We start from the raw sequence: 13753 nt of genomic DNA on the forward strand, positions 1-13753 counted from the left end.
ATCACCCCATCTATTTCTTGTTAAAATTAAAGTGGGTAACTCGCCACCGCGCCAAAAGTGCGGACAAAATTCATCGAGTTTCCCACCTAAGGATCTTATTTCATAAATTCAGATAAATTGTCTTTATCAATGCCGACATAAGGCACACGAACGACTTTATTTTCGACTTTATAAGCCGTGCCTTCCCCTGCAGGTTTTCCGTGCGCAAGGTTATTAGATAATTGCACAACCGCTTTACCTTGGTTGACACCATCATTCAACACCGTTCCCGCAATTTCACCTTTTTTGATCAATTGCAACACTTCTGGTAAGGCATCCACACCGAAAATCGGCAGTTTTTTACCATGTGCTTTTACCGCTTCCAATGCGCCCATTGCCATACCGTCATTGTTAGAAATGATCATCTCAATGTCGTTCGCTTTCGCGCTAGATAACCACGCATCGGTTTTATCTTTCGCCATTGCGGCATCCCACATCCCTGTATCCATAAAGAGTTGCTCGGTTTGAATGCCTGCATCAGCTAATTTTTCAATCACATATTTAGTACGCGCTTCCGCATCCGGGTGACCCGGTTCGCCTTTCAATAAGACATACTGAATTTTACCGTCTTTGTTTAAGTCAAAGGCAGGATTGGCTTTCCATTGTTTCGCAATTAATTCCCCTTGGATTAAGCCGGATTCTTTTGGATCGGTTCCCACATAATAGGCGTTATCATATGTTGATAAGGCTTTTTCGCCCGGGTCTTTATTGAAGAACACCACAGGAATATTATCCGGTTTCGCTTTGCCAATAATGGTTGACGCTGCAGCAGGGTCAACTAGGTTAATCGCTAGGGCTTTCACGCCTTTTGAAATCAACACATCCACTTGGTCATTTTGAATCGATTGCGCATTTTGAGAGTCATTCATCAATAACTTAACATCTTTTAATGTTTCTGCTTCCTTGCTAATTTCCTTGCGCATCAATGACATAAAGTTATCATCGTATTTATAAATCGTAACCCCGATTTTTGTTTCCGCTTGCGCAACACTTACGCCAGCCGCTAAACCTAATGCTAAAGTTAATGCACTTAAACCTAATTTTTTCATAAGCTTTCTCCTTGAAATGAAATAAGTACAATCTTACCTTAGCCGTTCCCCAATCATCGCGACAACGCACTAACGTAATTAGGGTTAAATATAATGGTTCAAATGATAAATATCTGTGATCTTCATCACAAAATAGCATTAACCCATTCAGCAAATATTGAAATCTGTGATCCATATCACAAAAATCATTTTTCCTTATATTTCCACTCCATTTTTTATGCTATGTTAACGTCACCATAAAGAAAAAAATAAGGAAGGAAACTATATGACTGCGTTATTCGACCCAACAGAACATCCACATCGCCGCTATAATCCACTCACCGATCAATGGGTTCTCGTTTCCCCCCATCGCGCAAAACGCCCTTGGCAAGGACAGCAAGAAAAAGTACAAGAAGAACAAAAACCAAGCCACGATCCCAACTGTTATCTTTGCCCGAGAAACAAGCGAATTACAGGCGAGCCAAACCCTGATTACCGCAAACCTTATGTTTTTAAAAATGATTTTTCTGCATTGTTGGTCGATTCGCCTGCGCCTGAAGCATCACAAGATCCCTTATTTCAAAGCAGTGTCGCGCGCGGAGAAAGTCGTGTTATTTGCTTCTCCCCTGACCATAGTAAAACCTTGCCGTTACTGACAGAAAGCGAAATTGAAGATGTGATTGATGTGTGGCAAGCCCAATTAAATGAATTAGGGCAACAATATCAATGGGTTCAAATCTTTGAAAACAAAGGGGCGGCAATGGGTTGCTCCAATCCGCATCCCCACGGTCAAATTTGGGCAAACAGCTTTTTACCCAATGAAGTCGCCCGCGAAGATGAAAATCAACGTAAATACTATGAAAAACACGGCTCGGTATTGTTAGTGGATTATGCCAAACGCGAACTGGAACAAAAAGAACGCGTTGTGGTGGAAACGGCGCACTGGGTGGCGGTTGTGCCTTATTGGGCGGTATGGCCTTTTGAAACCTTGTTATTACCGAAAGCCCACGTAAAACGTTTAACGGAACTCAGCGCCGAACAACGCCAAGATTTAGCGGTGATATTGAAAAAACTCACCACCAAATACGACAACTTATTTGAGACCAGTTTCCCTTATTCTATGGGCTTCCACGCTGCGCCATTTAATGATGAAAACAATGAACATTGGCAACTGCATGCCCATTTCTATCCGCCGCTATTGCGCTCGGCTACGGTGCGTAAATTTATGGTGGGTTATGAAATGCTCGGCGAAAGCCAACGAGATTTGACGGCGGAACAAGCCGCTGCCAGATTACGGGAATTATCTGACGTTCATTATAAATATCGTTAATTTTCACCGCACTTTAAATAATCTGGTAAAAATAGGAATTCATTATGCTTCCACAAGAATTATCAAAAAAATTATTCAACGAAAAATATCAAAAAGCCCCAACACTCAATGTTTACGCGCCCGGGCGAGTCAATATCATTGGCGAACATACCGACTATAACGATGGCTTTGTCATGCCCTGTGCCATTAATTACGGTACATCCATTAGTGGCGCACCGCGTCAAGATCACCTTTTCAAGGTTTTTGCCGCAGACTTGCAAGAAAGCGATGAATTTCGCCTTGACCAACCCATTGAGCCCAAAGCCAATGCGAAATGGACGGGCTATGTGCGCGGTGTGGTGAAATTTATTCAGGAACGTTGCCCTGAATTTACCCAAGGCGCCGATTTAGTTATTAATGGCAATGTCCCACTTTCTTCAGGTTTAAGCTCATCCGCTTCTCTTGAAGTTGCCGTGGGTAAATTTTGCCAACAGCTGGGCAACTTGCCTTTAAGCCATACCGACATCGCGCTCATTGGGCAAAAAGCTGAAAATAAATTTGTCGGCGCGAATTGCGGCAATATGGATCAATTGATCTCAGCCCTTGGACAAGCGGATCACTTGCTCATGATTGATTGCCGCAGCCTTGAAACTCAAGCTACACCTGTGCCGGACAATATCGCAGTGATTATTGTGAATTCCCACGTAAAACACGATTTGGTGACAGGCGAATACAATACGCGCCGTCAACAATGCGAAGCCGCCGCAAAATTCTTTGGCGTTAAAGCATTGCGCGATGTCTCGGTGACACAATTCCACGAAAAAGAAGCAGAATTAACCGCACTTGATCCTGAAATGGCAAAACGTGCTCGTCACGTAGTGACCGAAAATCAACGTGTATTGGATGCGGTGCAAGCGTTAAATGCCGGGGATATTTCGCGTTTAGGGCAATTGATGAACGCGTCCCATGTTTCTATGCGCGATGACTTTGAAATTACCACACCTGAAATTGATTATTTAGTTGAGTTAGCCCAATCGGTGATTGGTTCATCAGGCGGCGCGCGAATGACCGGCGGTGGTTTCGGTGGCTGTATTGTGGCACTGGCACCAACGGAAAAAGTGGACGAAGTTCGTCAAATTATTGAAGCCAATTATGAAAAACGGACAGGCTTAAAAGAAAGTTTCTACGTCTGTACCGCGTCTCAAGGGGTACATCTATGTTAGACAAACAGGCACCATTAGCCATCGGCTGTGCGCCTGATGGCTTGCCCTTTCATATCTACACCTTGGAAAATGAAAACGGTATGCGCGTTCAAATGATGGACTGGGGTGCCACTTGGCTTTCTTGCCAAGTCCCTGTTAACGGCAATCTGCGCGAAGTATTGTTAGGTTGCCAACCTGACGACTACCCAAAACAAACCGCTTATTTGGGCGCAAGCATTGGGCGTTATGCCAATCGCATTGCTCACGCGGCAAAATTAGGGCTTAGCCCAAATCAAGGCGAGCACCAATTACACGGCGGCGCGCTAGGTTGGGATAAAGTGCGGTGGAAATTGAAAGACTTTTCTGAACATAGCCTGTGTTTCTGCCATTTTTCACCCCATGGTGATCAGGGCTTTGCGGGCGAAGTGAACGTCACCGTGACTTACACCCTAGAGCAAGACAACAGCTTAGTAGTCACCTACAGCGCGCACAATCAACAAGATACGCCGTTAAATCTGACCAACCACGCCTATTTCAACTTGCAAGACAGTAAAAATGGCTGTGACGTTCGTCAACATTTTCTCCAACTCAACGCAGATCAATTTTTGCCTGTGGATGGGCAAGGTATTCCAAATGCCCCCTTAAAATCCGTGCAAAGAACCAGCTTTGATTTTCGAACGGAAAAACCTATTCAGCAGGATTTTCTTAAAGAGGAACAATTGCTCACTAAAGGCTATGATCACGCATTCTTACTGAATCAAGAGCACAACAAACCTTGCGCTATTTTAACTTCACCTGATCGAGCTTTACGCCTAGAAGTGAGCACTAGCCAACCGGCATTGCAAGTTTACACGGGTAACTATCTCGCCGGAACCCCCACAAGAAATGGCGGACAATATGCAGATTACAGCGGAATCGCCTTAGAAACCCAAGCCCTGCCTGATACCCCAAACCATCCAGAATGGTGGCAATATGGCGGTATGGCAAAAGCAGGTAGTCATTATCATCACTGGACAAGATTTAAATTTGTCCTGTAATCGCCAAAAGTGCGGTGAAAATCAACCCGGTTTTTCACCGCACTTTGCCACTGTATGACATGATATTCAAATTTCTTCTAGCAACCATTTGAAAAATATGCTACTTTTTTATCCGTCAATCCGACAATAACATACTAAAATATTATGAACGAAGAGCATTCGATAAATCCAACTCAAACAGAAACACATCAAAAAAAATCCTTTTTCCAATCCTTATTTGGGCGTTTTTTCCAAGGTGAACTGAAAAATCGCGAAGAATTAGTGGAGGTTATTCGGGATTCCGAACAAAACGAATTGATTGATCAGGATACACGTGAAATGATCGAAGGGGTGATGGAAATTGCCGAACTTCGCGTACGCGATATTATGATCCCACGCGCCCAAATTGTTTTTATTGAAAAAGAACAAGATCTTGAAAGTTGCCTTGATACCATTATTACTACAGCACACTCGCGTTTTCCCGTGATTAGCGATGAACGCGATAATGTATTGGGCATTTTGCACGCCAAAGACTTATTAAAATTCTTACGTTCCGATGCGGAAGAATTTGATTTACCGCGTTTATTGCGCCCGGTGGAAATTGTGCCGGAAAGTAAACGCGTGGATCGTTTGCTGAAAGAATTCCGTTCAGAACGTTTCCATATGGCAATTGTGGTAGATGAATTTGGTGCGGTTTCGGGCTTGGTCACCATTGAAGATATTTTGGAACAAATTGTAGGCGACATTGAAGATGAATTTGACGAAGAAGAACTCATTGCCAATATCCGCCAATTATCGCGCCATACTTACGCCGTTCGCGCACTCACTGATATTGATGATTTTAACCTCCAATTTAATACCCACTTTGCCGATGAAGAAGTGGATACCATTGGTGGTGTCATTATGCAAGCCTTTGGTTATTTACCCAAACGCGGCGAAGAAATTACCCTTGAAAACGTACATTTTAAAGTCACGTCTGCAGACAGCCGCCGCATCATTCAATTACGCGCGACAGTGACCGATGAATTATTGGCTGAAATGACATCACAAGAGGAAGAAGATAAAAATAATGAGTAACTTACTCGTCTCTATGATTGCGCTGATTTCGGGAGGAATCGGCGTTTTTGCCTTTTCCCCCTATGATTATTGGGGCGTTACCTATCTTTCATTATTAGGCTTGATTTATATTGCCAAACATCCCCAAAAACGCACCGCACTTTGGGCAACATTCTTGTGGGGACTCAGCTTTTTTAGTATTGGTACCAGCTGGTTACATGTCAGCATCCATCAATTCGGTGGATCACCTTTATGGTTAAGCTACGGCTTAGTGGTTTTACTCGCCGCTTATCTTTCACTTTACCCCATGCTTTTTACCTATCTCATTCAACGCTTTAAGGTACAAAGTGCGGTCATTTTTGCCGTAATTTGGACATTCACCGAATTTCTGCGTGGTTGGGTATTGACAGGTTTTCCTTGGTTACAATTTGGTTACAGCCAAATCGACAGTCCCTTTTATGGTTTAGCCCCGATTTTTGGTGTCACCGGCTTAACTTTCTTTACCCTATGGGCAAGTGCGGTGATTTTTAACGGCATTTCAGCACTTTTTCAAGCGCAAAAAAAATGGCATGTCTTGCTTGCCAATATGGCGATGTTAGCGGTGATTGGTGTTTTAAGTGCTTACGCATCTCAACAAAATTATGTGCAAAAACAAACAGATCAAGCTTTAACCATCACGTTGGCACAAGGCAACATTGAACAAAATCTCAAATGGGATCCTGACTATCTCAATAGCACCCTTGAAATTTATAGCCGCCAAATTACCGAAAATTTAGGAAAAACGGATTTGATTATTCTGCCCGAAAGTGCTTTGCCTACCCTCGAGAATCATATTCAACCTTTCTTTAACGCCTTAAAACAAGCAGGGCAAAAAGCCAATACCGATGTGATTATCGGGACGGTTTATCGAGATGATAATGTGGGCAAATTACTCAATTCCATTACGGTTGTGGATCCAACGTATCAGGCAGAAACGGCTCAACGCTATAACAAGCACCATCTCGTTCCTTTTGGTGAATATGTTCCATTAGAAAGCCTGTTACGTCCATTAGGTTCAGTGTTTAATTTACCGATGTCCGCCTTCCAACAAGGAAAAGAAATTCAGCCTGCACTGAATATAAAAAATCGACTTTTTACGCCAGCGATTTGTTATGAAATTATTTTAGGTGAGCAACTTCGCCGTAACTTAGCCGGAAAAGCAGGATTTATCTTAACCATATCCAATGATGCTTGGTTTGGTGACAGCCACGGTCCTTGGCAACATTTGCAAATGGCAAGAATGCGCGCCTTGGAGCTAGGTCGTCCATTAGTTCGTGCCACCAATACAGGCATTAGTGTTTTTGTTGATGAACAGGGGAAAATTATCGCCCAAGCCCCACAATTTACCGAAACCACCCTAACCCAGCGTATTGAACCCACCCAAGGTTGGACCCCCTACGCCAAATTAGGCAATCTCCCCTTGTATATCCTCTCTTTCCTGTTCATCGCAGTACGCGGTTTAGGTGCGTTGTTAAAACGGAAATTGACGAAAAATACCGCGCTTTAAAGGGTTAAAGGTCATTAGGGCGGATTTAATCTCCGCCCTAATAACGATATAGATATTAACCACCAAATCCTTAATTGGCATGTTTCAAGTTCTGGCATTTACCCTTAAGAGCTTGCGATACATATGGATTTTCATTAAGATACAATAAGTTAAAGGTTTAACAGGTTGAAATAGGTTATATGAATAAAAATTTAGGAAAAAAGAGAAAGTTATCATTAAAAATTATGCCTATTTTAGGATTGCTTTTCTCTCTGTCTGCATTATCTGCACCGAATGACCCCAACCTAAACCAAATTGACGCTCAGCAACAACAACGCCAACAACAGCAAAATGCACAACGTGCGGCTCAATTACAATCTAAGCCTGATGTACGTTTAGAGGTTGCACAAGACAGCAAAGAAAAGTTACCTAGCGATGAAAAACCTTGCTTTGATATTTATAAAATTTCTCTTCTCGATTATTCTGCAGACAACCAATATCACCCCTCTCAATTTCAACTTGAACTGACTAAAACTGCACGATCGTTAGATCTACGACTCCCTCGTTGTATCGGGGCAAAAGGCATTAATGCGCTTGTTTCGCAAGTACAAAATCGAATTGTAGAAAAAGGCTATGTCACAACGCGTGTGATCGTACCTGAACAAAATCTTAACCAAGGCGAACTGGTCTTAATGGTGATCCCAGGTAAAATTAAAAATATTATTGTCTCTGACGTGGGCAATACGCCACGTTTCACACGTTTACACAGTTGGACAGGATTGACTTTTGATTCTGGCGAATTATTAAATTTGCGTGATATTGAACAAAGCTTAGAAAATCTTAAACGCTCTCCCACTGCAGACGCTAATATTGAAATCCAACCGAGCCAAGCCAAAGATGCAGAGCTAGGTGATAGTGATTTATTGGTCACTTATGCGCAGAATTTTCCTTTTCGTTTAACGCTTGGTTTAGATAACAGTGGCTCCAAATCTACAGGGAAATTACAAGGCTCTGCAACCCTTTCTTGGGATAACCTTTTTTCTGCAAACGATTTATTTTACGCCAGCTTTACGCATAGCATTAAACGCCACACTGATGACAAAGGGCAACGTGCTAGTAAAAACTGGAATCTTTATTACAGCATTCCTTTTGGCTATTGGGATTTACGTTTTAGCCACAGCCAAAATCATTATCACCAAGAGTTGGCAGGTGCGTTCACCAATTATATTTACTCAGGTGAAAGTACCACAGATAAATTCACCTTATCTTACATGCTCTATCGTGATAGTTCGCGCAAAACCTCAATTTATGGCTCGCTGTGGTCACGCCAATCGGAAAACTATATTGATGAAGCAGAAATTGAAGTACAACGCCGCCGAATGGCAGGCTGGGAAGCGGGTATCAATCACAGAGAATATATCAATCGAGCGATTATAAACTTAGGGTTTAATTATAAACACGGCACAGGCGCACGTGGAGCAATACCTGCACCAGAAGAACTCTGGCACGAGGGGACATCGCGCCCTGTGATTATGACCGCAACATTAAGTTATCTACAGCCTTTTACCGTTGGCGAACAGGAATTTCGTTTTTCTAGCGAATGGTCGGCGCAATGGAACAAAACGCCATTGATTATGCAAGACCGTTTTAGCCTTGGCGGACGTTATACAGTACGTGGTTTTGACGGTGAGTTAACTTTAACAGGCGAACGAGGTTGGTTAACACGTAATGAGTTAAGCTGGAATATTCTTGGCTCAAATCAATGGATTTATGTAGGCATTGACGCCGGTCGTGTCTCAGGTCGCACTATCCACGAACAATTAGGCAATACTCTTGTGGGTAGTGTATTAGGTGTACGTGGTGGATTAAAAGGTTTGTACTATGATGTTTCATTATCCAAACCAATCAGCAAACCCGATGGATTTAGAACGTCTAACCTTTATACGGCATTTAATGTTGGGTATTCGTTTTAACTATTTATAGGCACATAATTTTCAACTTAAAATCAATAAAATAAGGAGCCCCCTATGAACAAAAATAAATTCCGCGTGATTTTCAACCGCACTTTGTTGCGTTGGGTGGTGACATCGGAATTAGCCAAAACTGCAGATAAATCATCACCAGTTGGGGATGGGGATGCGGTAAAAAGTGCGGTGCGTTTTTGTTCAGTTTTATCCTTAAAGTCTGTAAGTTTTAGCTTATTTTGTGCGTGGGGTTTTGTGTCGTTGGTGGTGCCTCAAGTCGCGTTGGCAAACCTTGAAATTCGTGCCGATAAAACTGCGCCGGTCAATCAGCAACCGATTATTCTCTCCACCGCCAACGGCATTCCGCAAGTCAATATCCAAACCCCGAACAGTAAGGGGCTTTCTCACAATAAATATGCGCAATTTGATGTGGCGGAAAAAGGCGCGATTTTAAACAACAGCCGCACCACCGTGCAAACTCAGCAAGGCGGTTTGGTCACCGGTAACCCTTATTTGGCGCGCGGTGAAGCGCGTGTGATTTTAAATGAAGTGAATTCTGCCAACCCAAGCCAATTACGTGGTTATGTGGAAGTGGCGGGCAAAAAAGCCGATGTGATTATTGCCAACCCTAGTGGTATTCATTGCGACGGCTGTGGTGTGATTAATTCAGGGCGCACCACGTTGACCACAGGTAACCCAAAAATCAAAGACGGACAAGTCACCGGTTTTGACGTAGAAAAAGGCCAAGTTAAGGTATCGGGCAAAGGGTTAGACAACAGCCGCGTGGATTACACGGAAATCATCGCGCGCGAAACGGAAATCAACGCAGGCATTTGGTCGAACAAAAAATTAACGGTGGTGACAGGCGAAAACCGTGTTCAACGCACTGAAACTGCCGCGACTAAAAATGATAATGACCATCTCATCATCACCCATACCAAACCCTCTGCTATTCCCACCCAACAAAGCGAAAAATACGCCGTTGACGTAAGCGAATTAGGCGGTATGTACGCCGGAAAAATCTATCTTATCGGCACCGAACAAGGGTTAGGCGTGCGTAATGCCGGGCATATTGGGGCGAGTGCAGGTGAAGTGTATATTGACAGCCAAGGTCGTATCGTCAATAAAGGCACGGTCAATGCCAACCAAAACATCCAACTAACCGGTAAACAAGGCATTGAAAACACAGGCAAAGTCGAGAACCGTCAAAACGACATTACACTTAATACACCGGCTGACATTCAGCAAAATGGCTCTGTTGTCGCACGCTCAGGCAATATTCATCAAACAGCAAAACAAGGCATTCACCAACAAGGCGAAACGGTCGCCAAGGGTAATATTCACTACCAAGCCCCGACTGTTACCGCATCAACATCATCCTTAATCGCAGCCGGCGTAGAGATTAAAGACACACCAAATGGCGAAACGCGAACCCTTGAACAACATTCAACGCAAGGTAAAAATCTCACTGTAAGCACTACAGGCAAAACCACGTTACAAGGCAAAAACCTCGCTTCGGGTAAAATTCAGGTCAATGGGCAAGAGATTAACTTAGATAACAGCCAAACATCTGCACATACCATTGAAGCCAAAGCCACGCAAGGCGACATTCAAGCAAACAACGCTACGATTGTTGCCAACCGTGATTTAACCCTCACCACCCCGAAAACACTGCAAACGCAAAACAGCTCAGTCAAAGCCGAGAAAATCACCGCAAAACAAACCGCACTTAACACGCAAAATGCGGTTTGGGAGCAGACAGGCGATAGTCATTTTATGCTTGAAGCAGCACGCATTGATAACCAAGGTGGCTCAATCGTCACGCAAGGTGATTTTGCTATAAATACCCACTACCTTGATAATACACAAGGTAAACTTGCAACGAATAAAAACCTGGATATTACCACACAGCAAGGTGAGCTTAATACAGGTAATGGTGTCTTGTTTGCAACAGAAAATATCACCTTAAATACAGGTCGGCTTAATAATGAAAATGGCACTATCTTAGCAGAAAAGCACTTGCAATTAGATACCCACAACCAATCGCTTAACAACCGACAAAACGGTCAAATTCAAGCATTGGGTAACATGAAGTTATCGACCTATGAAATTGATAACCGCGGTGGTTTTATCCAATCTGCAGGAGATACGACGATTTCTACAGCCTTACTGAATAACCGGAAAATAAACAGCACAGGCTCATTATTAGAAAGTCGCAACATACTCACGTTAAATGCCCAAAGTTTACTCAACAGCAATACTAAGAATGTGGATACACAACCAACACAAGGCATTATTGCGGGGCAGCTTAATCTCGATACAGAAACTCTTGATAATCAGCAAGGGGGGATTTATACAGAAAATAAGGCGACATTGAATGTCAAGCACAACCTAAATAACCATCAGGGTGAGATTTTAAGTTGGGGTAATCTTGCCATTTTAGGTTATGCCACTGATTTAGCTATTCAAAACAGCCAAGGGATCATTCAAGCACAACAGGATTTAACCATTCAAAGCAAAGGGATTTCTGAAGATGGCCATTTAGAAGCCACTCGCTTGTCTATTCAACAAAAAGACGACTTCAATACTCAAAATGACATTAATGCCGGCAGTTCGTTACAGCTATCAACCTTGGGGAACATGACTAATCATCATAAATTATCTGCCAACGGCGTAATTCAATTACAGGCACAAAATATTGATAATAAAGTTACCGCATCAATCAGTGCATCAACGACCTTGATTAATGCCGTAAATAATGTGACCAACCGAGGTTTAATTAATAGCTACAATGCGCAAGATAATGCACAAACCATTATAAAGGCAGGAAGCCAACTCAATAATATTGGCACAGGGCGTATTTATGGTGACCATATTGCCCTTCAAGCCGACCGCATCCAAAATAAAGATGAAACCCTTGCCGGCAAAGTCTCTTCTGCGACCATTGCAGCACGCCAACGCTTGGATTTGGGCGCACGCGAAATCCTGAACCAAACGGACGATTACAATCCAAATAAAAAAGGCGGCGCTTTTATTTATAGCGGTGGCGATATTCAATTTGGTCGCTGGTTGGATGCTAATCATCAAGCTACCGGCAATGCTGCGGTATTTCGCAACAACAGTAGTATTGTGGAAGCCGACAAGCATATAGCATTAAATGTTGATGACATTGAAAACAACAATATTCACTATCGCTCAGAAATACAAGAAACCGGCAATAAAACGGTGAATAAATCGTATATTATTCCAACAGGTGAGGCAGTTTATAATGACGGCAATGTTACCGCCATTCCAACCTCACAACTCAAAAAATTTAGCTTTAGTCGTACATGGAAATATGCTCATGCCTATGCAGATAAAGATTATCCGGTTGTTGGCAAAGACACGAAATTGACCGGTACTACAGCACTGGCCATGCCAAATGATATTTCTTGTGATAGTCAAGGACATTGCAACTTAAGCAAAGCCGGCATTTATACCAAAGACAGTGCGGTTTGGAATTATTTCCATATCACCCCACCAGCAGAAGATATGCCGCCATTAACCCCGGAGATGGCGGCGGCATTAGCTCGCATAGCGAAAACAGAAGAGTATTTAACGGACGCTGAGCTTGATGCTCGTGAACAAGAAATCGCCAAGTCAGGTTTACCGACTAACCCGACACCACAAGAACGCCAAGATTATACCTTGCTCGCGCCATATATCACATGGACAAACAAATATGCGGATACCTATAAAGCATTATCAGAAGCCATTGAAGCACAAAATAACAGAATTATTGGCACAGTATACAGTGACTTCTGGGAATTAAACGTTAATCGTGAAATTACGCGTGAAAATGTCACCCAAACCAGCTTACCGGCACAAATCTTAGCGGGTGGAGATATCACTTATCGCACCAAGCGTTTTCTCAACGATAAAAGTGCGGTGATTTCCGGTGGAAATTTAACGGGTGAGTTAACCCAACTAACGAATCGCGATGATGTGGATGCGATTTTCCAAACCATTGAACAAGGCAATCGTGATTTTACCTATACCAAATGGCGCGGTGGGGTTAAACGCTATTTTCAACGCAAATATAATAGTCATGGCGAATTAAAACGCATCAAAACCGAGCATAAAGACATGAATATTTTTGTGTTAGAGACCCACAAAAATCCACAGGCACAGCCGAATTATGTCAACACAAAAGCCGTTAACCATGTGACGACACCACAAAACAACGTCAATTTAACCGCACTTTCTGCTTACAATGACATTAAGGTTTCTACACGCCAAGATGGACTTGAAGTGCGTTCGATAAAGGCTGATACTCGCCTGCCAACCCAAAGCCTATATCGTATTAATCCACAAGCCGACAGCCATGTGTTAATTGAAACCGACCCTGCTTTCACCAACCAAAAACGTTGGCTCAGCTCCGATTACATGTACAACGCCCTACGCCATGACCACGAAAACGTGCATAAACGTTTAGGTGATGGGTATTATGAACAGCGTTTGGTGCGAGAGCAAATCAACCGCTTAACAGGCAGAAACTTTGTGAGTGACTACACGGATTTTGACAGCCAATATCGTGGACTGATGGATGCCGGTATCACCTTTGCACAAAAATTT

At 43.0% G+C, this 13753-nt stretch carries 8 protein-coding genes; 7 read left to right on the forward strand and 1 reads right to left on the reverse strand.

Going from position 1 to position 13753, the window contains the following annotated elements; translation table 11 throughout:
* Nucleotides 1-95 precede the first annotated feature (95 nt).
* Nucleotides 96-1088 carry a galactose/glucose ABC transporter substrate-binding protein MglB gene (gene mglB / locus E7T07_RS02745; RefSeq protein WP_135709385.1) on the reverse strand — a complete coding sequence of 331 codons (993 nt, stop codon included), beginning with the start codon at nucleotides 1086-1088 and terminating at the stop codon, nucleotides 96-98.
* 265 nt (nucleotides 1089-1353) lie between these two features.
* Between mglB and galT the strand changes: the two genes are divergently transcribed.
* The 7 genes from galT to E7T07_RS02780 all read left to right on the forward strand — a co-directional run.
* Nucleotides 1354-2397 (forward strand): galactose-1-phosphate uridylyltransferase, encoded by a 1044-nt coding sequence (galT, locus tag E7T07_RS02750; protein ID WP_135709386.1) that lies wholly within the window; start codon nucleotides 1354-1356, stop codon nucleotides 2395-2397.
* 44 nt (nucleotides 2398-2441) lie between these two features.
* Complete coding sequence (gene galK / locus E7T07_RS02755; RefSeq protein WP_135709387.1) at nucleotides 2442-3599, forward strand: galactokinase; 1158 nt, start codon at nucleotides 2442-2444, stop codon at nucleotides 3597-3599.
* Nucleotides 3593-4615, forward strand: coding sequence for a galactose-1-epimerase (galM, locus tag E7T07_RS02760; protein ID WP_135709388.1), 1023 nt, complete (start codon nucleotides 3593-3595; stop codon nucleotides 4613-4615). Before galK ends, galM begins: the two co-directional genes overlap by 7 nt.
* 141 nt (nucleotides 4616-4756) lie before the next feature.
* Nucleotides 4757-5671, forward strand: a complete 915-nt coding sequence (gene corC, locus E7T07_RS02765) for a CNNM family magnesium/cobalt transport protein CorC (protein ID WP_180338708.1) — start codon at nucleotides 4757-4759, stop codon at nucleotides 5669-5671.
* Complete coding sequence (gene lnt / locus E7T07_RS02770; RefSeq protein WP_135709390.1) at nucleotides 5664-7196, forward strand: apolipoprotein N-acyltransferase; 1533 nt, start codon at nucleotides 5664-5666, stop codon at nucleotides 7194-7196. The genes corC and lnt overlap by 8 nt, the downstream gene beginning before the upstream one ends.
* 179 nt (nucleotides 7197-7375) lie before the next feature.
* Nucleotides 7376-9148, forward strand: a complete 1773-nt coding sequence (locus E7T07_RS02775) for a ShlB/FhaC/HecB family hemolysin secretion/activation protein (protein WP_246046099.1) — start codon at nucleotides 7376-7378, stop codon at nucleotides 9146-9148.
* Between the two features lie 54 nt (nucleotides 9149-9202).
* Nucleotides 9203-13753: two-partner secretion domain-containing protein (locus E7T07_RS02780; protein WP_135709391.1), on the forward strand; the 4551-nt coding region annotated here is incomplete at its 3' end.

The organism is Actinobacillus porcinus, assembly GCF_901764995.1.
GTDB lineage: Bacteria > Pseudomonadota > Gammaproteobacteria > Enterobacterales > Pasteurellaceae > Exercitatus > Exercitatus porcinus.

Bases quoted from the DNA above. Each gene is read 5' to 3' on its own strand.
- mglB (WP_135709385.1), bottom strand. From the start codon at position 1,088: ATGAAAAAATTAGGTTTAAGTGCATTAACTTTAGCATTAGGTTTAGCG.
- galT (WP_135709386.1), top strand. From the start codon at position 1,354: ATGACTGCGTTATTCGACCCAACAGAACATCCACATCGCCGCTATAAT.
- galK (WP_135709387.1), top strand. From the start codon at position 2,442: ATGCTTCCACAAGAATTATCAAAAAAATTATTCAACGAAAAATATCAA.
- galM (WP_135709388.1), top strand. From the start codon at position 3,593: ATGTTAGACAAACAGGCACCATTAGCCATCGGCTGTGCGCCTGATGGC.
- lnt (WP_135709390.1), top strand. From the start codon at position 5,664: ATGAGTAACTTACTCGTCTCTATGATTGCGCTGATTTCGGGAGGAATC.
- E7T07_RS02775 (WP_246046099.1), top strand. From the start codon at position 7,376: ATGAATAAAAATTTAGGAAAAAAGAGAAAGTTATCATTAAAAATTATG.